This window comes from Duganella sp. AC917 (assembly GCF_979258245.1).
Window position 1 is genome coordinate 2,165,152 of the sequence record NZ_OZ409848.1, and the last position, 22,729, is coordinate 2,187,880.

The window sequence follows — 22,729 nt, forward strand, 5'->3', positions numbered from 1 at the left end:
GGAACCTGGGCGACACCAGCGGTCACCACGACGATAACGAGATAATGACCAAATCCAAGCCGACAGTTGAGATCAGCGCTACTGAACACAAAGCCACCATCGCCCGCGAAGCGCGCCGCGTCACCTCTTATGATGTGGCGCAGGTGGCCGGGGTCTCGCAATCCGCCGTCTCGCGCTGCTTCAAGCCGGGCGCCAGCGTCTCCAAGGCGACCCACGCCCGGGTGATGAAAGCGGCCTCATTGCTCGATTACATCCCCAACGCGGCCGCCCGCAGCCTGATCACGCGCCGCTCCAACATGGTCGCGGTGATCATCACCAACCAGGCCAACCTGTACTATCCGGAGCTGCTCGCCGAGCTCAGCCAGCAGATCACCGCGCGCGGCAAGCGCGTGTTGCTGTTCACCCTGGCGCGCGAAACCGATGTCGACCGTGTGCTGACCGACGTCTGGCAGTTCCAGGTCGATGGCGTGATCGCCGCCGCCCGCCTCAGCGACGGGCACATCGCCGAATTCGAACGCCGCCACATGCCGCTGGTGCTGTTCAACCGCACCTTGCGCGAGCGCGTCGTCAACACCGTCACCTGCGATCACCTGGAGGCCGGCCGCATGCTGGTGTCGCGCCTGGCCGCCGCCGGCCACCGCCGCTTTGGCATCATCGCCGGCACCGAGGACTCGTCGGTGGCCAACGAACGCCGGCGCGGCGCCTGCGAACGGCTGGCCGAACTGGGACTGCCGCCGCCGGTGGTGGTGCCCGGCCAGTCCGACTACCGAAGCGGCGGCGCCGGCCTCAAAGCCATCATCGCGCAAATGGGCGAAGTGCCGGACGCGATCATCTGCGGCAGCGACGTGATGGCCATCGGCTGCCTCGATTGCGCCCGCCATGAGCTGGGCATCGACGTGCCGGGACAATTGTCGGTGGCCGGCTTCGACGCCGTCGAACCGTCCAACTGGTTGAGTTACAACCTCACCACGCTGCGCCAGCCGATGCCGAAAATGGCCACGGCGGCGGCCGACCTGCTGTGCGCCGTCATCGACAGTCAGGACTGCAGCCCGGATGCCCGGCCGGAGCGGCGCGTCTTCAGCGCCCAGTTCATCGAGGGCGCGACGGCCAGACTGACGCCGGCGCCGGCGCCGTGCGCCGCACCGGCTGCCGCCATGCGGACGCCGGTCGCTATAATGTAGCGGATGAACGCTGCCCAACCTCCAAATCCCATCCGTTTCACCCCGCAAGGCCTGATCCCGACGCCGGAACAGACGGCCATCCAGCTATCCCAGAGCAAGGTGGTGCTGGTCGACGCCAACGCCGGCGCGGCCAAGACCACCACCCTGGCGATCCGCATCGGCGAGGCGCTGGCCCGCAAGCTCCCTCCGGAACAGATCCTGGCGCTGACCTTCACGCCCGAGGCGCGCGATGTGATGCGCCAGCGCCTGATCGATGTCGGCGTACCGCAGGCGCTGGTGGCCCGCCTGGCCGTGATGACGTTCGAGGATTTCGCCGCGTGGCGGCTGGACGCCATCGATGGCGACAACCTGCGCCGCTGCACGGAAGCGCGCCAGCTCAAGGAATACGCGCTGGCCGCCGTCGACCGCGTCGGCGCGCGCTACGCCGGACGGCTGGAGGGCCTGGAACTGCACACCCACAGCATCGCGCTAAGCCAGTTCCTCGACGCCCAGCTGGGACTGAAAGCGACGATGGCGCTGGCCGCCGACGTCGACTTCATGGGACTGGAGGACATCGCCGAGCTGCTCGGCGTGCCGCTGGCCGACTACCTGACCACGGTCGAATACGAAACCTTGCGCCTGGACGGCGGCGCCGGCGCGGTGTTCCGCGGCCCGTTCGACGCCACCTACGACCTGGCCTGCAACCTGGACGCCGGCGCGCGCCTGGCCGAGCACTTTCCCGACTACCGGCTGGTGCTGTGCGACGAATTGCACGATCTGAACGAAGCGGCCTTCCGCATCCTCGACGCCCTGATCGGCCGCCCGCAGTGCTTTTTTGTCGGCGCCGGCGACAAGGACCAGGTGATCCACGCCAAACTGGGCGCCAGCGAACAATATCTGAACCGCCGCTTCGCCGAGCGCCATCCCAAGCTGGTGCGCTATCCGCTGACCTACAGCTATCGCCACGGCCCGCACCTGGCCTACGCGATGGCCGAATTCAAACATAAAACGGTCGAATCGAGCCTGCCGCTGCACACGCAGATCCGCCAGGCGCATTACGCCACGCCGGCCGAATGCGCGCAGGCGGCGATCGGCGCGATCCGCCAGTGGAAGGCCGACGGCCACGCGTACGACGGCTGTGCGATCCTGATCCGCGACCGCCACCAGTCGATGGCGATCGAGAACGCGCTGATCGAGGCGGACATCGACTACCGCACCCCGGCCATGGCCGGCTACCTGCAACGCGACGAGATCCTGTTCTTGCGCGGCATGCTGGCCATCGCCCTGAAGGACTTTGCCGCCGTCAAATCCGACCAGGTGCGCGCGGCCATTGTCGACGCCATGACGGCCTTCAGCGAAATGAAGTTCTCGGCGCGGCGCATGGACAACTTCAAGGCGCAGATCATCAAGGACCCGGCGCTGCTTGGCGAATTGTTCATGATCGAGGACGACCACCGCGACGGCGAGCAAATCAGCTACCGCGACGTGGCCAGCCAGGCCACCAAGAAGGCCGTCATCGACGCCATCGCCTGGCTGTCCGCGCTCGATCCGGCCACGCCGGCGGCGGCCGTGCTGACGGAGCTGTGCGAGCGGGTCAAACTGGTGGCGACCGCGCGCCGCATCTTCGTGCGTCCGTACGAGGCCGGCGTGGTCAATAAATCGGTGGCCGGCCTGCTGGAATCGGCGGCGGCGTCCGGCCAGAGCCTGCGCGAGTTCTGGACCGCCATGAACGCCCGCGAAGCCTTCATCCGCCGCAAGCGCGAACGCAAGGCGGTGTTGATCGAATGCGTGGCCAACGCCAAGGGCAAGGAGTTCGAACACGTGATCCTGCCGTTTTTGCAGGCCGACGAGTTTCCGCATCCGATGCAGCTCCGGCGCGACGAGGAAAACCTGTTTTACGTCGGCGTCACCCGCGCGCGCGCCCGCCTGACCTTGCTATCGCCGGCCGACCCGGCGCTGCGCAGCGTGTTCATCGCCGAGATGCGCCTGCAGCAATCGGCCGCTGCCGCCGAGGCGGCCATGGCCCGCAACCAGGCTCAGCCGGCCGCAACGCCGGGACGTCACTATCTGACCGCAACCTTCCACGAGAAGGATGAGGTCAAGGCGCTGGGAGCACAATTCGACATCGCGCGGCGCGCCTGGTACGTGGAATCTTCGCGAGATATGTCACTTTTCTCACGTTGGCTTAAAAAATAATGCATTGCGCCAATTAATAATAGAGAAATGCTTATATAATGTCGCTCGCGGCTGGCTGAACAGCCTCACTACACCAATGTGTCAATAACAAAATACAATTCGGGAGTATTTCCATGAACGTAAAAATCAACACCCTGCTGGCAGCCTGCACCGTAGCCCTGCTGAGCGCTTGCTCGACCCCTGCTCCAGCCCCAGCACCGGCACCAGCCCCTGCCCCTGCGCCAGCGGCGGCCCCAGCTCCAGCAGCAGCGCCAGTCGCCGCTCCGGCAGCAGCCACCCTGCCAGCGTACCTGGACCCAAACAGCTCGATCTACAAAAACCGTAGCGTCTACTTCGACTTCGACAAGTACACCGTCAAGCCAGAGTTCGACGCCGTAGTCGCCGACCACGGTAAATTCCTGGCCGCGAACCCGAACGTGTCGATCAAAGTCGAAGGCAACACCGATGACCAGGGCAGCGCCGAGTACAACCTGGCCCTGGGCCAGAAGCGCGCGCAAGCCGTCATCACCGCCCTGAAAACCCAAGGCGTGCAAGACAGCCAGATGGAAGCCGTCAGCTTCGGTAAAGAAAAGCCAAAAGCATCCGGCACCGACGAGGCGTCGCGCGCCCAGAACCGTCGCGCCGACCTGGCCTACCCAAGCAAGTAATTTGCTTGCAGTACCAGTAGCGTGATCAAAGCCCGGTTTTTTAGCCGGGCTTTTTTGCGTTTGACTCTCCCGAAAGAGAGCTGCGCGGAGGCAACGCGTTGGTTATGCTGGAAGTTTCCGTTCAACGCACACTGAAGGACTTCCATGAAAAACCTCACCACGGCCGCCGGCGCGCCGGTCGTCGACAACCAGAACACCCAGACCGCCGGCCCGCAAGGCCCGGTGCTGCTGCAGGATGTCTGGCACCTCGAAAAGCTGGCCCACTTCGCGCGCGAGGTGATACCCGAGCGCCGCATGCACGCCAAGGGTTCCGGCGCCTTCGGCACCTTCACCGTCACTCACGACATCAGCAAGTACACGCGCGCGGCGCTGTTCTCCGAGATCGGCAAGAAGACCGAGATCTTCATGCGCTTTTCCACCGTCGCCGGCGAGCGTGGCGCGGCCGATGCCGAACGCGATATCCGCGGTTTCGCCGTCAAGTTCTACACCGAGCAAGGCAACTGGGACGTGGTCGGCAACAACACGCCGGTGTTCTTCTTCCGCGACCCGCTCAAGTTCCCGGACCTGAACCACGTCGTCAAGCGCGACCCCAAGACCAACTTGCGCAGCGCCGAAAACAACTGGGACTTCTGGACCCTGCTGCCGGAGGCGCTGCACCAGATCACCATCGTCATGAGCGATCGCGGCATCCCCAAGGGCTACCGCCACATGCACGGTTTTGGCAGCCACACCTTCAGCTTCATCAGCCCGACCAATGAACGCTTCTGGGTCAAGTTCCACTTCGTTTGCCAGCAGGGCATCGCCAACTTCAGCGACGCCGAGGCGGCGGCGGTTGTCGCCAACGACCGCGAAAGCTCGCAGCGCGACCTGTTCGACGCCATCGAAAACGGCGACTTCCCGCGCTGGAAGCTGGCGGTGCAGATCATGCCGGAGAACGAGGCGTCCAAGGTGCCCTACAACCCGTTCGACCTGACCAAGGTCTGGCCGCACAAGGACTATCCGCTGATCGATGTCGGCGTGCTGGAATTGAACCGCAACGCCGAGAATTACTTCGCGGACGTCGAACAGTCGGCCTTCTCGCCGGCCAACGTGGTCCCGGGCGTGAGCTTCTCGCCGGACAAAATGCTGCAATCGCGCCTGTTCTCGTATGGCGACGCCGCACGCTATCGCCTGGGCGTGAACCACCACGCGATCCCAGTCAACGCGCCCAAATGCCCGTTCCACAGCTACCACCGCGACGGCGCCATGCGCACCGACGGCAACCACGGCGCCGGCACCTCGTATGAACCGAACAGCCGTGGCGAATGGCTGCAGCAGCCACAGTTCGCCGAACCGCCGCTGTCGCTCGAGGGCGCGGCCGCGCATTGGGACCATCGGGTCGACACCGACTACTACTCCCAGCCCGGCAACCTGTTCCGGCTGCTGACGGACGAGAAGAAGCAGCTGCTGTTCGAGAACACCGCGCGCGCCATCCATGGCGTATCGAAGCCGGTGCAAGAGCGCCACATCTTCAACTGTACGCAGGCCGATCCGGCCTACGGCGCGGGGGTGATGGCTGCGATCGCGGCACTCGAAGCGAAGTAGCAAATCAGGCAACAGCTGTGTAAAATGGCGTTTTCTGCAACTTGAAGACGCCGGTGAGACGTTTCACGCTTTCCCTGTTCCTGTCACTCACCGCATTGCTGTTGCACGCCGGCGCCGCCCAGGGCGCGCCGACCATCGCCTGGCTATGGGACGAGGCGCGGCTGCCCGCGTGGTCCGCTGCCGAAGCGGCCGTCCTGCAACGCCATATCCTGCTCTCCGGCGCCACCGCCCTCACCCGCCCGCGCCAGCGCTGGCCCGCGATGCCCGCGTCGACACGCATCACGCCCGTGGTCCACGTTGAAGTCAGCACCGTAAATCCACCGATCGACATCGAATCGCGCCGTGCGATGATCGTGCGCGCGATGCTTGAAGCGGCCGACGCCACGACGTCCGGCTGGGTGCAGCTCGACATGGAAGCCAAACCGTCGCAACGCGACTTTTACCGCTCGCTGGTGCGCCAACTGCGCGGGCAGTTGCCCGTCAACGTCAAGTTGAGCGTGACCGCGCTGGCGTGGTGGTGTCGCTCGCCCGCGTGGCTCGACGATCTGGCCGCCGACGAGGTGGTGCCGATGTTCTTCCGCATGGGCAGGGACAAGGTCCGCCTGCGCGCGATCATCGAACAGTCGCCAGGCACGCTGCACGCCAGTTGCCGCGCCGGCAGCGCAGGCTTCTCGCCGCAGGAGCCGTTCGCGCCGCAGGTGCATGAACGCTATCGTAAAACCTACTGGTTCGACCGCCACGCGTGGAAGCGCGATGCGGCGGCCAGCTCTCCACAGCCCAAGACCACACCATGACATTTCGCTCGCGACCGCATTGCATTTCACCTGCCATTTTCGCCACCGCCGCGCTGCTGACCGCTTCCGCGGCCATGGCCAGCAGCGATGCCCCCTGGGACGGCTATGTCGACCGCACCGGCACCGACATCGCCCCGCACCGCTACCAAAATGGCAAGCTGGGGGTGGTACTGCCCTCCTACGAACGCGCCTACCTTTACACCGCATGGCGCGACGTCGCCCTCGGCCCGGCAGGGTTGAAAACAGCGCCTAATCCGGAAGGCGGCCTGCCCAACCTGCTCAAACTGCGAAAGGGCGGCTGGTCGGGCAGCGAGCCGGGTCGGGAACTCTACACCGCATGGCGCGACGCCGTGGCCGTGGCCCTCAAGCGCGAAATGTCGCCACCACGGAACAAGGATCTGGTGCTCGATAGTTATCTGAACTGCCCGGCCGCCAGCTACACCTTCGCCACCAGCACGCTCACCGCGCTCGCCAAGCGCCCGGATGCGACGCCCGCCCGTCTGGCCGACTGGGTGTCGGCGCAACGTCAAGTCTTCAAGGCTTGCGGAGACGATCCGGACGCCCAGCGCGCTGGTTACGGCCAGCCCAAGCCGGCTGTCGCCGCACCGGCCACGCTACCGGCGACCGAAGCGCTGTACTGGCGCCAGATACGTGACTACCAGCTGGCATCGGCCGCGTTCTATAGCCAGGACTACGCCCGGAGCGGCGCCTTGTTCGCCAGGATCGGCGCCACCGACAATCATCCGCTGCGCCCATGGGGCGCGTATCTGAGCCTGCGCTCGCAGGCGCGCGCCGCGTTGTTTGTGCCCGGCACGGACGAGGAGCGCTGGAAAGCGCAACAGGCGGCCGGCGCCGAAGGTCCGGCCGCCGCCGCGCAGCGCCTGGCCTCGGAGCAGAGGAAAATGGCGGACATCCAGGCCAGCATCGACCGCATCGTCGCCGACCCTGCGCTCAAGGAGCGTCATGAGGATAGCCGCGTGATCGGCCGCACGATGCGTGCGCGCCTGACGCCGGAACCCCACTTCGCCCATTTAAGCAAACTGCTGGACGATCCGCGCGCCGATCCGTATGTCGACGATCATCTGGGCGACTGGGCGGTACTGGCGGACCAACTGCTGGCGTCACACGCGCCGGGCGGCATCGACAAGCGCAAGACGCTGCGCGAGAACGCGAGCTTCGTCGACTGGATACAAAGCGTGCAATGCCAGGATGCCGGCGCCACGTCCAATTGCGCCGCCGAGCGCGCGCACGCCGCCGATTTATGGTCGCGGCATCTCAAAACGGGCAATGCGCCACAGGCGCGCGTGTGGTTGATGGCGACGGCGATGCTGTCCACGACGCTGACACCGGAGCTGGAAAAGGCGATGGCGCAGGTCGCGCCGGAAGCACCGGAATACGCCACGCTGCGGCTGGCGCTGGCACGCCACTACCGTCTGAGCCAGCAGCCCGACAAAGCGCGCGCGGTCGGCGAGGCCGCGCTGGCGAACCGCGATTCGAACAGCGCGCGCAACCTGTTCCTGCAGGAGCGCTTCGCGATCGCCGCCACGCCGGCGGAGGCCGCCGCCTACCTGATGCGCAGGCAGAACGGCGATTTCGACGCCGACACCGGCGAGCAGGCCAAGGCCGCGCCACAAAGCCCGGAGACCTTGGCCGCCGACGGCCAGCGCTGGCTCAATTCCGGATTGGCCGCGGCCGACCTGTACGCGCTCGGCGCCGACACCCGCCTGCCGCAAACGGTGCGCGCGCGCATCGGCGTCGCCGCGTGGATGCGTTTCGACTTGCTCGGACAAGGGGATGAGGCGCTCAAGGCTGCGCAGCAGGTCGAGCAGAATTCGACGATACTGGCGCCGGTGATGCGCAAGTACCGCGCGCTGCCGGACGCGCAGGAACGGCGCCACTGGATGATGCTCAACGCCGCCCGATACAATCTGACGCCGATGGCTGGCGCTTATGCACCGGCGGAAATTTCGTTGCAGCCGGCCGATGAAACCACGGCCGCCATGTGGTGCAAAATGCCGGCCAGGGCCGGCGCGGAATACTCGGAGGACGTCCAGCTGGAGAGAGCGCCGGCCATGCCGCAGACCGGCAACGTCGCGCTGCGCGACAAGGAGTTGGCGCAATTGGCCGCTTTAAAAACCGCCACCGGCTTTCTCGGCGACCATGTGCTGCAGCGGGCGGTCAAGGCGCCCAACGATCCCGACCTGCCATGGCTATTGCATGTGGTGGTGCAATCGACGCGCGGCGGTTGCCTCGACGATGACGCCAAGTCGCTGTCCAAGCGCGCCTTCACACTTCTGCACAAGCGCTACGCCAAGAGCGAGTGGGCGAACAAGACGCCCTACTTCTACTGATTCAAGCAGTGATCACCACGCCGGCGCGGTGCAGCAGCGTTTCGCACCGCTTCGACAGGTGCTGGACTTCCAGCGCCTTGCCGGCCTTGATGTAACGCTCGTGCAGCGTCGCCACCGCCACCACCGCCGAATGGTCGGCGAGGCGCAGATAACGGCAATCGAGCACCACGTTTTGAGGATCGCCCTGCGGATCGAACAAATCGTTGAAGTGCGCGATGGACGCAAAAAACAGCGTGCCGTGCGGCGTATAGTATTTGACGCCGTCGGCGCCCTGCGCCACGTCCGCGCGGATCTCGCGGGCATGGCGCCAGGCGAAGCTGAGCGCGGCGATCACGATCCCGCACAGCACCGCCACCGCCAGATCGGTCGCCACGGTGATGCAGGTGACAACCACGATCAACAGCGCATCATGCCTGGGCACCTTGCCCAGCACGCGCAGCGAACCCCAGGCGAAGGTCTGCTGCGCCACCACGAACATCACCCCTACCAGCGCCGCCAGCGGAATGCGCTCGATCAGCGGCGACAAAAACAGTATAAACAATAAGATCATGATGCCGCTGACGGCGCCGGAGACGCGCGTGCGGCCGCCCGAACTCAGATTGATCATGGTCTGGCCGATCATCGCGCAGCCGCCCATGCCGCCGAACAGGCCAGAGGTGACGTTCGCGGCGCCCAGCGCCACGCACTCGCGGTTCGGCAAGCCGCGTGTTTCGGTGATTTCGTCGGTCAGATTAAAGGTCAGCAGCGTCTCGAGCAGGCCGACCACCGCCATCAGCAAGGCGTAAGGGAGCACGATTTGCAGCGTCTCCACCGTCATCGGTAACTCCGGGATGTGGAATATCGGCAGGCCGCCAGCGATTTGCGCCATGTCGCCCAAGGTGCGCGCGGGCAGATGCAAGCCCTCGGACAACAGGCCGACGCCGACAATCGCGACCAACGCGGGCGGCACGGCCTTGGTCAGGCGTGGAAGCACATAAACGATCGTCATGGTCAGCGCCACCAGCGCGCACATCCAAACTAGCGAGGTGCCCTGGAGCCATTGGCCGTCGGCCTTGAAGTGTTGCAGTTGCGACCACGCGATGACGATCGCCAAACCGTTGACGAAGCCGAGCATGACCGGATGCGGAACCATGCTGACCAGTTTCCCCATCCTCAACACGCCGAACAGCAGCATGATCACTCCGCTAAGCACCACCGTCGCCAGGAAATACTGCAAGCCGTGCTGGGCGACCAGGGCAATAATCACCACCGCCATGGAGCCGGCGGCACCGGAAATCATGCCGGGACGGCCGCCGAAAATGGCCGTCAGCGTGCAAATGAAGAAAGCACCGTACAGCCCGGTCAGTGGATTGAGGTGGGCAACGAGCGCAAAAGCGATGCATTCGGGAACTAAAGCGAAGGACGTGGTCAGGCCTGCAAGTGCATTTTTAGAAAAATTTGATGACCACATAGGAGAGAGAAAGAGGTGAAAACGCGCCAAAAGAGTGCAGGAACGCCGCCGCAGGCGACGCTAAAACGCAACAGTCCGCGCATTTTACACGGCGGCATTCGTTTACTCATCGTTATGGGTGAAATGGCGCACATTCAAAAACCGCTGAGCGCGGCAGAATTACCTTGCGAACTTCTTAACCACTTGCCCGTACGACATATCGCCATGACTACTCTGACATCCGCCACCCGTGCCCTGAACCGCCAGAAAATCGCTGTGGAGCGCACGATGTATGCGCGTTCGGCCGAGGAATCTCAACTTGCGGCACGTTGGGCAAGCGCCTGGCATAAATTGGTTCAACGTAAGTTGGACAACCTTGCACCGCGCCCTGCTGCGCGGGCGGAGTTCAGCGGCTTCCTGGTGATGCCGCCTGCCTCCCGCGTCCTGCACTAATTCCTTCTAATATCACGCTGCGCGCTGTTCGACCTGGGCCGCCTTGCGGCTAGCTTGGTAGCAGCTGCCCGCACGGCGTTCCATCGCTGCACGATCCAGTACCGTCACGCAACCCCGGCGGTAGGTGATCAAACCTTCCTCAGCGAGCTTGCCCGCCGCGCCGGTGACGCTTTCGCGGCGCACGCCCAGCATGTTGGCGATCATTTCTTGCGTCACTTTCAGTTCGCTGGTCATCGAACGGTCCAGACGCTCCAGCAACCAGCGGCACAGTTTCTGCTCGATGCTGGTGTGACGGCTACCGGCAACGCTTTGCGCCAACTGGGCAAACATTGCGCTGGTGTAACGCATCAGTTGCTGGGCCAGGGGGCCGCCGGCGTAAAACGCTTCACGCAGCACTTCGGTGCGCAGGCGATAGCCGTAGCCATCAGCCTCGACCACTGCCGAATAGCTGGCGCGCTCGGTTGGGTACAAGGCGACACCAACGACGCCTTCGCGGCCGACGACGGCGATCTCGGTGGTCGCGCCATCTTCCATCACATATTGCAGCGATACGATCGCGTTGGTCGGGAAGTAGGTGTATTCCACCTTGTCGCCGTAGTCGAACAGATGCTTACCTGCCGGCAATGCGACCAGCTCCAGATCGCTGAACAAGGCCAGCAGATCATCACGCGACAAGGCGCGCAGCAAATCGTTCTGTTGCGCGCCAATCAAACTGATTGGTTGTGCTGCGGCGCCAACGTTGATCGAGCGAGTTGCGGAGGTGGTATCGAAAGCGTTCATGGTGTCAGCCTTTAGTGTCTTGTTGATCCTTCGAATGATGTCGTGTGGATCGCGGTGGCATGTTTGCCTCACCGTTGATGACACTATAGCTAGAGGGCTAACTCGTCGGTATAGGACCACCTTGTAGTCCTATGTAGGTTATGAACATTGCAAAATGTCATCTTTGTCCTACGCAAAGCGGTTCAGCGCACACCCGGGTCAAAAAAAAGATGTGAAACCTCCGCAGTTGCTTTAGTACGTGGCGCGCAGCTGCAGATATGCCGTGCGCGGGGCGCCGACCATGCGGCCGGCGTTGCCGTCGACGTTGCGCGTGTAGTAACGCTTGTCCGACAGGTTGTTGATGCCCGCCATGATTTCGTAACCTGGCTTGCCAGCCAGCTTCCAGCCCAGCTGCGCGTTCCACAGGCGGAAGCCGGGGATCTGCCCCACGCCGCCATTGGCCGATTCGGCCACCGTGTTGGCCGCGTCGGAATATTGCTTGCCCTGATGCGTGCTGGACAAATTGGCGGTGAAGGCGCCGACGCGGTAGCGCGCGCCCACCGTGTCCGTGTTGCGTGAATAGAACGGCACGTCCATGCCCGACGTTGCGCCCGATTCCTGGATCGCTTTGGTGTGCGTGTAGTTGGCGTAGACGTTCAGGCCGGCCAGTGCGCTGGCGTCGCTGAACGTGTAGTCGGCCGCCGTTTCGATGCCTTCGTGATCGGTCGCGCCAATATTCTGGAACGTCGCCGGCGTGATGCCCGGCACCTGGATGATCTGGTTGTCGAACTTGAGCTTGAACGCGGTCAGCTCGGCGCCGACGGCGCCGCCCTTCCAGCGCGCGCCCACTTCGGCCGTCTTCGCCAGCTCGGGCTTGAGCGGATTGGACGGCGTCTGCGAATTGAGCTGCGTGTTTTGCACCGGCCCGAACGAGGTGGTGTAGTTGGCGAACACCGTCAGCGCCTTGTTCACCAGATAGGCGACATTCAGCGAAGGCAGCGCCTTGTTGTTGTTCGATTCGAAGGTGTTGTTGCCGGCGATGTCGTCACGCTCCGAACGGATGCGCTCGTAGCGCACGCCCGGCGTGACGCGCCACGCACCCAGCGCGATGCGGTCGTCGATATACACAGCGTGCGCGTCGGTGCTGTTGACGAAGGTCGCGGTCGCGCCGTTGACGCCGGTGGCGACGTTTTGCACATAGTTGTTGTCGTCGCCCCGCTCGCGCAGGAAGCGGTAGCCGACCGTGACGTCGTGCGTCATGCCGGACGCGGCGAACCGCTGCGTGTAGCGCGGCTCGATGCCAAGCACCTGATAGTTGCGCGGCTGGTAGGTCAGTTGCGTGCGGGCGGCGTTGATCAGTGCGCTCTGGCGGAAACTCTCGTTGTAATAGGCCTTGATCTCGAATTCCTGCGTGGCCGACAGCGTGTTCAGGTAGCCAACGTCGGCGCCCTTGCGGTCGCCGCTCCAGAAATCGGTCGGCCGCGTGTTCTGGAACGGATTGGCGTTGTACTGCGCCACCGACAACCCGCCCGGCGTGCGCGAGTTGACGTCGAAGTACGTCAGCTTGCCGTACACCTCGCTTTGCGGATCGATTTTATACCGGAACTTGAGCGCGACGTCGTTGACCTTTTCATCGCTGCCCACGCGCCAACCGGAGCCGTCCATGCCGGAATACATCAGCGCGAGGCCCAGGCCGTTATCGAGCGTGCTGCCGACGAAGGCGCTGTACTGGCGGCTGTGGCCGGTCTCGGTGAAGTCGTTGTAACGCACCGACACGTCGCCGCTGACGCCCGGACCGTCGGGAATGGCGCGACTGCGGAAGTTGATGATGCCGCCGACGTTCTGCGGGCCGTAGCGCACCGCGCCGCCGCCGCGCACGACGTCGATCGATTCGATGTTGTTCAGGCTCACCGGCGCGAACGACAGCTGCGGCTGACCGTAAGGCGCCACCGCCAGCGGAATGCCGTCGAGCAGGATGGTCGAGCGCGGCGAATAGCGGCCGGTCAGCCCGCGCACGCCGATATTGAGCGAAATGGCGCTGCCGGCCGTGCCCGAGTTGTCGGTGGCCTGCACGCCGGGAATGCGGCGCAGCACGTCGCCGATGTCAAGGGCGCCCGAGTTCTCGATCTCTTCCTTGCCGACGACCGTGCGTGCGCCGGGGAAGTTCTTCACGCTGTTCTGCAAGCCCGAGCCAAGCCAACTGCCCGTCACCTGGATCGATTCGATGGGCGCGGTCGCCCCGCCCTCCTGCGCACGTGCCACGGACGACGCCAGCAGCAGGGAGATGGCCGCGGCCATCGCGGTCAGGGGGAAATGCGCGCCGGAGCGCGGTGCGGACAAGGCGGAATCGGACATGGACGTGTTGGGCTTGGTGTTAAAGCGCAAGATGATAACAGTTCTCATTCTCATCGGCCAGTTGCCGTTGAGACAAAATGACCCAAGCGCGTTAAACATGTATACGCTATACTTCTTTACACACCATTTCCAAACGACGAAAGACCATCATGCTGAGCGCAGAACAAAAAACCATCATCACCGCCACCGTACCCATTCTGGAACAGGGCGGCGAAACGTTGACGCGCCATTTCTATCTGACGCTGTTCCGCGACTTCCCGCATGTGAAGCCGTTTTTCAACCAAGCCAACCAGCAGGACGGCAACCAGCAGCGCGCGCTGGCCAACGCGGTGCTGATGTACGCGAAGAATATCGACCGTCTGGAACAACTGGGGCCGCTGGTGTCGACCATCGTCAACAAGCACGTCTCGTTGCAGATACAGCGCGAACACTATCCGCTGGTGGGCGCCTCGCTGCTCAAGGCGATTCGCGAGGTGCTCGGCGCCGACACCGCAACCGACGCCGTGATCGACGCCTGGGCGGCCGCCTATGGTCAACTGGCCGACATCCTGGCCGGCGCCGAACAAACCGTCTACGAAGACAACGCCCGTGCGCCGGGCGGCTGGAGCGGCGCGCGCCAATTCAAGGTTGCCTCCAAAAAGGCCGAAAGCGAAGAGATAACGTCCTTTGTGCTGGAGCCGGCCGACGGCCGCGCCGTCGTCGCCCACAAACCGGGCCAGTACATTGGCATCTCCGTCAGCATCGAAGGTGAAGAGGCGCGCCGCCAGTACTCGCTGTCGGCGGCGGCCAATGGCGCCAACTACCGCATCAGCGTCAAGCGCGAAGCGGGTGGCGCGGTGTCGAACTTCCTGCACGACCAGGTCAAAGTCGGCGACAGCATCCAGCTGTTCCCGCCGTCGGGTGAATTCGTGCTGAAAGATGGCGACAAGCCGCTGGTGCTGATCAGCGGCGGCGTCGGCATCACGCCTACGCTGGCAATGCTGACTGTCGCCCTGTCGACCGGCCGCGCCGTCCACTTCATCCACGCGGCGCGCCACGCCGGGGTGCATGCCTTCCGCGACCAGATCGACGCGTTGGCGCTTGAGCGTCCGCAGCTTCAGCGCTTCTATTGCTACGAGACAGCCGGCGATACCGGCCCGCAGCCGCACGCCACCGGTTACCTGAATCAAGCGCGCCTCCGGGAATGGTTGCCGGCCACGCGCGACGTGGACGCTTACTTCCTCGGACCGACGTCCTTCATGAAGGCCATCAAGTCGCATCTGCTGGAATTGGGTGTGCCCGAGGCGCAGACGCACTACGAGTTCTTCGGCCCGGCCGAAGCGCTGGCCTGATGCGTTTTTCGGATATGTAAAGCCGGATATCTTCGTGTACGACGGAAGGCGCCGATGCAATACTGCTCGCATCTCGCCTATCCGAAGGAAAACATGAAGCGCAGGACTGTATTGAAACTGGCGGCCAACGGGGCCGCGCTGGCCGCACTTGGCGGCGCCTCTCCCGTGGTCTTCGGCGCCGCGCCGCTGAAGGAACTGCGGCTGGACTACGCCTACTATTCGCCGGCCAGTCTGGTGCTGCGCCGCTTCGGCTGGCTCGAAGAGGAATTCAAGGCCGACGGCACCAGCGTGCGCTGGGTGCTCAGCGCTGGTAGCAACCGCGCGCTCGAATATCTGAACGCGAACAGCATCGACATCGGTTCCAGCGCCGGCCTGGCCGCTTTGCTGGCCAAGGCCAACGGCAATCCGATCAAAACGCCTTATATATTCTCGCGTCCTGAGTGGACGGCGCTGGTGGTGCGCAAGGACTCGAACCTGCGCACCTTGGCCGATTTAAAGGGCAAAAAGATCGCCGCCACCAAAGGTACCGATCCCTACTTGTTCCTGCTGCGCTCCTTGCAGACGGTCGGACTGAAACGCAGCGATATCGAACACGTCGGCCTGCAACACGCCGACGGCCGCGCGGCGCTGGAACAGGGCAAGGTCGATGCGTGGGCGGGGCTGGACCCGCACATGGCGGCCAGCGAACTGGAAAGCGGTTCGCGCCTGATTTACCGCAACGTCGCCTTCAATACCTACGGCTTCCTCAACGTGCGGGAAGACTTTCTGGCCGCGCATCCGGCGGAGCTGGGTCGCGTGATCAAAGCCTACGAGAAGGCGCGCGCGTGGATACGCGCCAATCCGTCGGAAGCGGCCAAGATTTTGTCGGAGGAAGCCAAGGTATCGCTGCCCGTGGCACTGCTGCAAATCAAACTGCGGACAGATTTCAACAATCCGCAGCCCGGTAGTGAGCATGTGAAGGCCTTGCAAGTAGCCGCGCCCATTCTGCTCGACGAAGGCCTCGTCAAAAGCGGCACGGACCTGAACCGCACGATACTCGATCTGGTCGACACGCGCTTCGCCCAGCCTTTCATCGCCCGCGTCTAGGAGCGGTACGGATATGAGCAGTCAACTGGCGGCGAATGCGCGCACCGATTTCGATGGTGCACCGGCGGCGGCCACGCTACCACCAACTGCGGCGCCCTACCCGCGCGAGCAAAAGCCGCGGCACGTTTCGCGCGGTTTGCTTGGCCTGCTGCTGCCATCGACGGTGCTGATCGGCGCGGAAATCGGCGCCCGCGCCGGCTGGATTCCCTCCAATCTTCTCCCGGCGCCGACGCAGATACTGGAGACACTGGCCGATCTCGGCACGCGCGGACTGCTTGGCCACATCGGCGCCAGCACTTTGCGCGTGGCGGCCGGCTTCAGTATCGGCGGCGCGCTGGCGGTGCTGCTGGGCGCGGCCGTCGGCCTGAATCGACGCGCCGAATCGATACTTGATCCAACCTTCCAGGCCCTGCGCGCCATTCCTTCGCTGGCCTGGGTGCCGCTGCTGCTGCTTTGGCTTGGCATCGACGAGGCGCCCAAGCTGGTGCTGATCGCCATCGGCGCCTTCTTCCCGGTCTACATGGGCGTGTCGTCCGGCATACGCGGCGTGGACCGCAAGCTGATCGAAGTGGCGCGCCTGTACCGGCTGGGCGGCGTGGCGCTGACGCGACGCGTTCTGCTGCCGGCGGCCATGCCATCCATCCTCACGGGCCTGCGCAATGGATTGAGTCTGGCGTGGATGTTCATGGTGGCGGCGGAACTGATCGCCGCGAGCCAGGGCCTGGGCTACCTGCTGTCGGAAGGACGCGAAACCAGCCGCGCCGACATCGTGCTGGCCGCGATCGTGCTGCTGGCCATACTGGGAAAAGTCAGCGACAGCCTGATGGCAGCCATCGAAAAGCGCGGCCTGGCATGGCGCGACAGCTTTTCCTCGACGGGCGGCGCATGAAGCATCTCGATTCCGCGCTCGATATCCACATCGCCGAAAAGCGCTACGGCGCCCGCACAGTGCTGCGCGACGTCGGCATCGATCTGCGGCAGGGGGAAGTGGTCAGCCTGATCGGCGCCAGCGGTTGCGGTAAAAGCAGCCTGCTGTCGATCGCCTCGGGACTGGATCGCGACTTTCAAGGCGCGATCAAGCTGCATGGTCAGGCGCTCGACGGCGTGCACCGCGATATCGGCTTCATTTTCCAGGAACCGCGCCTGTTTCCCTGGCTGACCGTGGCGCAAAACGTCGCTTTTGATAGCAACAACGACGCCGCCGCCCAAAAGCTGTCCACCCGCCTGCTGGCGGAAGTGGGCTTGCACGAACACGCGCAGGCGCTGCCCAAGCAGCTCTCCGGCGGCCAGGCGCAACGGGCAGCGATCGCACGCGGGTTATTCAGCCATCCAAGGGTGCTGCTGCTCGACGAGCCGTTTTCCGCCGTTGATGCCTTCACGCGCATGAAATTGCAGGATCTGCTGCTGAAGGTGGCGCGCCAGCGCGAACTGACCGTGCTGCTGGTGACGCACGATATCGACGAGGCGCTGTATCTGAGCGACCGCATTATCCTGCTCGACGGCGTCGGCACGCCTGCGGTGACGGAGTTCCAGCCGCCGCCGCGGCCGCGCGGCCGTGGCGATGTCGCGCTGGCGGCATTGAAGTCGGCGATTATCGACAGATTGCACGCGGTGCACGCCATCTGATCGAAAAGTCCACTTTTGCCGGATATGCGACGCGCTGGCAGAACTGGTAAAATCGCGTCCATGATGCAAACCTCCACCACAGACCAGGCAGAAACGCTGATACGCGCCACCGGCGCGCGCGTCACGCGGCAGCGTGTGACGGTGCTCGACTTCTTGCTGGGCCAGGGGAAATCGCTGACTCACCACGAAATCCAGCACCACCTGTCGGACGAGGCGCTCGATTCGGTCACGCTGTACCGGGTGCTCGAATGGCTGACTGAAAATGAACTCGTGCACCGCATCGCCGGCGCCGACCAGGTCTGGCGCTTCAGCGCCGGCGCCGGTCACCACTCGCACGAACACGCGCACTTCCAGTGCACCAAATGCGAGGAAGTGACCTGCTTTACCGATGTCGCCCTGCCCCGCAAAATCAAGCTGCCGGATGGCTTTCAAAGCCAGGAAATCGACTTCCTCATCAAGGGCACCTGCCCGCACTGCGCCCCGAAAAAATAAGCAAACCGGCAACCTCACGCCAAAATAGTTAATGCAACATGGTTGCATTAACTTTAGAACGGACTTATTATGCAACTCAATTGCATTAGCAGTTGTGCCAATAATCCTGCGCGTCCGCGCTTTTTCAGTGAGTTGTTCCCATGCCTATCGCTTCGCATCGTCCCACCCATCCGGATTACCGGCTTCCCGTCACTGTGCTTTCCGGCTTCCTGGGCGCCGGCAAAACCACGCTGCTCAATCATGTCCTGGCCAACCGGGAAGGCCTGCGCGTGGCGGTGATCGTCAACGACATGAGCGAGGTCAATATCGATGGCTCGCTGCTGCGCAAGGGCGCTGAAAACGCCGGCGCCGCATTGTCCCGCACCGAGGAGAAAATGGTCGAGATGAGCAATGGCTGCATCTGCTGCACCTTGCGTGAGGACTTGCTGCTGGAGGTGCGCAAGCTGGCTGCCGAAAACCGCTTCGACTATCTGCTGATCGAGTCGACCGGCGTCGGCGAACCGATGCCGGTGGCGGCCACCTTCGACTTTGAGGATGAAAATGGCGACTCGCTGAACCACGTCTCGCGCATCGATACGATGGTCACCGTCGTTGATGCGCTCAACCTGCTGAAGGATTATCACGGCACCGACTTCCTGGCCCAGCGCGGCGAGACCGCCGGCGAAGGCGACGACCGCACGCTGGCAGCGCTGCTGTCCGAGCAAATCGAATTCGCCAACGTCATCGTCGTCAGCAAATCCGATCTGGTCAGCCCGGCGCATCTGGACGAAGTGCGCGCCGTCATCAAGGCGCTCAATCCGACGGCCGCCATCGTCCATGCCGGGAAAGGCAACGTGCCATTGCATACGATACTGGGCACCGGAAAATTCAACCTGGAGCAGGCCAGCCAGATGGCCGGCTGGGCGCGCGAGCTGGCCGGCGAACACTTATCCGAGACCGAGGAATATGGCATCGACAGTTTTGTGCTCCGCAGCCGCAAGCCGCTGCACCCGGACCGTTTCAACAGCTTCCTCGACGAGGCGCTGCCTGGCCTGATCCGCGCCAAGGGCTACATCTGGCTTGCCAGCCGTCCCGATTGGGCGGTGGCGTACTCGCGCGCCGGCCGGATCGCCGCCGTGGAGCCGGTGGGGCAATGGTGGGCCGCCAGCGACAAGGCGCACTGGCCTGCCCCGGGCGATCCGGACCGCCAGGCGATCGAGGCGATCTGGGAGGAGCCGTACGGCGACCGCCTCAACGAGCTGGTATTCATCGGCCGTGGCATGAGCCGCGAGGCGATCGAAGCGGCTTTTAACGCATGCGTGTTGAACGACGTCGAATTCGCGGCCGGCCTGCTGACGTGGCGCGGCTACACCGATCCCTTCCCGGACTGGAGCCGCGAAGACGAAGAAGCAGCAGAAACCGCGCACGCCTGATTTCTTTTTACTTTCCCTGACAATGAAACCAACAACACGACCGCTGGCGGCGGCGATCTCGCTCGCCCTAGCCGCCTGCCCAAACGCCTTTGCCGGCAACATCGTCGACGCAGCCATGCAAACGGTAACCATCAACAGCACCCGCGGCACGCTCGATCCCGACCTGCCCACCACCAGCGTCACCAAGACCCAGGAGGAGCTGCGACAGCAGCAAAACATCTTCAATCCGGAGGACGCGCTGCGCAATCTGCCCAGCATGACCATCCGCAAGCGTTATAGCGGCGACCGCAACGCGCTGGTCGGCGGCCGCAGCTTCTCCACCACGCAGGCGCCACGCGCGCTGGTGACGATGGACGGTTACCTGCTGTCGAACTTCCTCGGCCGCTTCGATGCGCCACGCTGGAACATGATCGCGCCGGAGGAAATGAAGCGCGTCGATGTGCTGTACGGTCCCTTCTCGGCGCTCTATCCCGGCAACTCCATCGGCACCACCATCGCCATCACCACCAGCCGCCCGACTAAATTCGAAGGCTCGGTGCGGGTGGCGATGCAGGACCAGTCCTTCGACCAATACGGACTTAAAGACCACTACCGCAACTACCAAGGGTCGGCGCTGATCGGCGACAAGCTGGCGTCGGGACTATGGTACAAACTGATGGTCAACCATCAGGATTCGACCAGCCAGCCGATGGGCTACTACACCGCTACGGCCAACGCCGCCGGCGTCTTCGCTGCGCCGGCGGGCGCCGGCGCGGTAACCCCGGTCACCGGCATTCGCTACGACAACGGCCCGTTCGGCACGACGCGGGCGATTTTCGGCGCCAATACCGGCGCCATCGACCATACGAAGCAGAACACCGTCAAGGCTACCTTCGGCTACGACTTCAATCGCAGCGTGAGCGCGGAGGGCTTCGTCGCCTGGTGGAGCAATGAGAGCGTGACGCGCAATCAAAGCTTCCTGCGCGATGCCGCCGGCAATACCGTCTGGTCCGGGCGGGTCGGCGATGGCGCCAATGTCTTCGTCATCCCCGTCGCAGCCTTCGCGCCGTACACTCGGGACGAACGCCACGCGCAGACCGGCCTGACCGTCAAGACCCGCTACAGCGAAGGCTGGAGCGCCCGCGTATCGGCCAGCGCCTACCGCATCCTCGAAGACGTGCAGCGCAACGCCGGCAGCGCCGATCCGTTTGCGGCGGGCGGCGGCGCGGGCAACGCCGTGCTGCGCGACGGCAGCGGCTTCAATTCGCTCGACGTGCAAACCACCTACTCGCCCTCCCCCGGCGACTGGACCGGCGGCGCCCACGCGCTGACATTCGGCCTGCACGCGGACGACTACAAGCTCAAACAATCCACCGTGGCCACGGCCGATTGGCGTAACGCCCACGGCCCGCAGACGCAGTTCATCGGTGGCGAAACGCGTATCGTGGCAATGTATGGACAGGACGCGTGGCGCTTTGCGCCGCAATGGCAGGCCAACCTGGGACTGCGGGCGGAGTCATGGCAAGCCAGGAACGGCGCGCAGCGCATCCCTGGCGCCACACAAAACTACCCAAGCCGCAGCGCCCAGGCCTGGTCGCCCAAGCTGTCCCTGGGCTGGGACGCCACAGCCGATACCACCTTGCGCCTGTCGGCAGGCCGTGGAACGCGCTTTGCCACCGTCGCGGAGCTGTTCCAGGGTACCGCGGTGGGCAGCGCCATTGTCGTCAACGATCCCGATCTGAAGCCGGAGCGCTCCAACGCGCTTGAACTGATGGCGGAACAGAGGGCGTCCTTCGGCACGCTGCGCGCATCGCTGTTCCAGGACGATGTGCGCGACGCCATCTGGAGTCAGCTCAATCTGAACGTCTTCCCCAATGTGACCAATGTGACCAACGTCGGCAGGGTGCGCACGCGCGGGCTGGAGCTGGTGGCGCAGATCGATCAGTTGGGCGTGCGGGGGCTCAGCGCGGATGCCAACATCGCATTCAGCAAATCGACGATACTGGAAAACGCCAACTACCAGCCGTCCGTCGGCAAGAACTGGACTCGCGTGCCGCGCGTGCGCGGCGCCACCACCCTGACCTACGCCCCGGGCACCAAGTGGAGCGCATCGGCCACCTACCGCTATTCCGGCGCACAGTACAACGAGATGAACAACGCCGACTACAACACCGATGTCTACGGCGCCATCTCGCGCGTCAGCCAAGTGGATATGCGGCTGTTGTTCAAGCCTGTTGTCGGCACTGAACTGGCCGTCGGCATCGACAACCTGAATAACAATCGTGCCTACCAGATGCATCCCTACCCGGGCCGGACACTGTTCGCGGAGATGCGCTACGTTTTTTAGGATACAGGAGAGAGCACGAATGATACATATAGAGAAACTGAGCAAAAGCTACGAAGGCAGGACGGTGGTCGACGGCCTGGATCTGCATGTGCAAGCGGGCGAGATTTACGCGCTGCTGGGTCCCAACGGCGCCGGCAAATCCACCACCATCGGCTGCCTGCTGGGATTTGTCGACGCCGACGCCGGTAGCATCCGGCTGGCCGGTTCCAACCTTCCGCCGGCACGCGCGGCGGTCAGGCATGCCGCCTACATCGCGGAAAACGTGGCGCTGTATGAACGTCTGACCGGCGTGGAAAATGTCGAATTCTTCATGCGTCTGTTGGGCGGCAAGCCGCGCCGGCAGCAGATCGAGGCGCTGCTGGAACGCGCCGGCCTGCCGGAGCACGCGTGGCACCGCATGGCCTCCGGCTACTCGAAAGGCATGCGGCAAAAAGTCGGCATCGTCATGGCGCTGGCCAAGGGCGCCCAGGTCCTGGTGCTCGACGAGCCGACCTCCGGCCTCGATCCGGAGGCCAGCGTGACCTTCGGTGAACTGGTGCGGGCGTTGGCCGACGACGGCGCCGCCGTCCTGATGGCGACGCACGATCTGTTTCGCGCGCAGGAACTGGCAGACCGCTGCGGCATGTTGGTGGGCGGCCGTCTGGCCGGTGAATGGAAACTGGGAGAACTGAATGCAGGTGAACTTGAACGCAACTACCTTGGCATCCTCGCCGGCCGCGCCTGACATG

General features: G+C 64.0%; 18 protein-coding genes. 15 read left to right on the top strand and 3 right to left on the bottom strand.

The window, feature by feature from the left end:
- The first annotated feature begins 44 nt into the window (after positions 1–44).
- From ACZ0BA_RS09390 to ACZ0BA_RS09415, 6 genes are all read left to right on the top strand, one after another.
- Positions 45–1,181 (top strand): LacI family DNA-binding transcriptional regulator, encoded by a 1,137-nt coding sequence (locus ACZ0BA_RS09390; protein ID WP_463451013.1) that lies wholly within the window; start codon positions 45–47, stop codon positions 1,179–1,181.
- A 3-nt stretch (positions 1,182–1,184) separates the two neighbouring features.
- Positions 1,185–3,356 carry a UvrD-helicase domain-containing protein gene (locus ACZ0BA_RS09395; RefSeq protein ID WP_463451014.1) on the top strand — a complete coding sequence of 724 codons (2,172 nt, stop codon included), beginning with the start codon at positions 1,185–1,187 and terminating at the stop codon, positions 3,354–3,356.
- A gap of 113 nt (positions 3,357–3,469) precedes the next feature.
- Positions 3,470–4,003, top strand: coding sequence for a peptidoglycan-associated lipoprotein Pal (gene pal, locus ACZ0BA_RS09400; protein WP_463451015.1), 534 nt, complete (start codon positions 3,470–3,472; stop codon positions 4,001–4,003).
- 144 nt (positions 4,004–4,147) lie between these two features.
- Positions 4,148–5,587, top strand: a complete 1,440-nt coding sequence (locus ACZ0BA_RS09405; protein ID WP_463451016.1) for a catalase — start codon at positions 4,148–4,150, stop codon at positions 5,585–5,587.
- Between the two features lie 53 nt (positions 5,588–5,640).
- Entirely contained in the window at positions 5,641–6,381 is a 741-nt protein-coding gene (locus ACZ0BA_RS09410) for a hypothetical protein (protein WP_463451017.1), read from the top strand.
- Positions 6,378–8,732 (top strand): hypothetical protein, encoded by a 2,355-nt coding sequence (locus ACZ0BA_RS09415; RefSeq protein WP_463451018.1) that lies wholly within the window; start codon positions 6,378–6,380, stop codon positions 8,730–8,732. The genes ACZ0BA_RS09410 and ACZ0BA_RS09415 overlap by 4 nt, the downstream gene beginning before the upstream one ends.
- A gap of 1 nt (position 8,733) precedes the next feature.
- Here the strand turns inward: ACZ0BA_RS09415 and ACZ0BA_RS09420 are convergent, their stop codons facing one another.
- The gene (locus ACZ0BA_RS09420) at positions 8,734–10,182 is read right to left on the bottom strand and encodes a SulP family inorganic anion transporter (RefSeq protein ID WP_463451019.1); all 1,449 of its coding nucleotides are present in this window, start codon (positions 10,180–10,182) and stop codon (positions 8,734–8,736) included.
- 15 nt (positions 10,183–10,197) lie between these two features.
- Between ACZ0BA_RS09420 and ACZ0BA_RS09425 the strand changes: the two genes are divergently transcribed.
- Positions 10,198–10,614: a hypothetical protein gene (locus ACZ0BA_RS09425; protein ID WP_463451020.1), complete on the top strand. Its 417-nt coding sequence runs from the start codon at positions 10,198–10,200 to the stop codon at positions 10,612–10,614.
- Positions 10,615–10,626: 12 nt separating this feature from the next.
- Here the strand turns inward: ACZ0BA_RS09425 and ACZ0BA_RS09430 are convergent, their stop codons facing one another.
- Both ACZ0BA_RS09430 and ACZ0BA_RS09435 read right to left on the bottom strand, forming a co-directional pair.
- Positions 10,627–11,394, bottom strand: a complete 768-nt coding sequence (locus ACZ0BA_RS09430) for a Crp/Fnr family transcriptional regulator (protein WP_463451021.1) — start codon at positions 11,392–11,394, stop codon at positions 10,627–10,629.
- 231 nt (positions 11,395–11,625) lie between these two features.
- Positions 11,626–13,671: a TonB-dependent receptor family protein gene (locus ACZ0BA_RS09435; protein WP_463454735.1), complete on the bottom strand. Its 2,046-nt coding sequence runs from the start codon at positions 13,669–13,671 to the stop codon at positions 11,626–11,628.
- A 206-nt stretch (positions 13,672–13,877) separates the two neighbouring features.
- Here ACZ0BA_RS09435 and hmpA point away from each other — a divergent pair, with 206 nt between their 5' ends.
- From hmpA to ACZ0BA_RS09475, 8 genes are all read left to right on the top strand, one after another.
- Complete coding sequence (gene hmpA / locus ACZ0BA_RS09440; RefSeq protein ID WP_463451022.1) at positions 13,878–15,059, top strand: NO-inducible flavohemoprotein; 1,182 nt, start codon at positions 13,878–13,880, stop codon at positions 15,057–15,059.
- A gap of 93 nt (positions 15,060–15,152) precedes the next feature.
- Positions 15,153–16,145, top strand: a complete 993-nt coding sequence (locus ACZ0BA_RS09445; protein ID WP_463451023.1) for an aliphatic sulfonate ABC transporter substrate-binding protein — start codon at positions 15,153–15,155, stop codon at positions 16,143–16,145.
- Positions 16,146–16,158: 13 nt separating this feature from the next.
- Entirely contained in the window at positions 16,159–17,034 is an 876-nt protein-coding gene (locus ACZ0BA_RS09450; RefSeq protein ID WP_463451024.1) for an ABC transporter permease, read from the top strand.
- Positions 17,031–17,771 carry an ABC transporter ATP-binding protein gene (locus ACZ0BA_RS09455; protein ID WP_463451025.1) on the top strand — a complete coding sequence of 247 codons (741 nt, stop codon included), beginning with the start codon at positions 17,031–17,033 and terminating at the stop codon, positions 17,769–17,771. Before ACZ0BA_RS09450 ends, ACZ0BA_RS09455 begins: the two co-directional genes overlap by 4 nt.
- Before the next feature lie 60 nt (positions 17,772–17,831).
- A complete protein-coding gene (locus ACZ0BA_RS09460) occupies positions 17,832–18,263 on the top strand; it encodes a Fur family transcriptional regulator (protein WP_463451026.1) in 432 nt (143 codons plus the stop codon).
- Between the two features lie 140 nt (positions 18,264–18,403).
- Positions 18,404–19,675 (top strand): GTP-binding protein, encoded by a 1,272-nt coding sequence (locus ACZ0BA_RS09465; protein WP_463451027.1) that lies wholly within the window; start codon positions 18,404–18,406, stop codon positions 19,673–19,675.
- A gap of 22 nt (positions 19,676–19,697) precedes the next feature.
- Positions 19,698–22,001, top strand: coding sequence for a TonB-dependent receptor (locus tag ACZ0BA_RS09470; protein ID WP_463451028.1), 2,304 nt, complete (start codon positions 19,698–19,700; stop codon positions 21,999–22,001).
- Between the two features lie 19 nt (positions 22,002–22,020).
- Positions 22,021–22,725: an ABC transporter ATP-binding protein gene (locus ACZ0BA_RS09475; protein ID WP_463451029.1), complete on the top strand. Its 705-nt coding sequence runs from the start codon at positions 22,021–22,023 to the stop codon at positions 22,723–22,725.
- Positions 22,726–22,729: the final 4 nt, after the last annotated feature.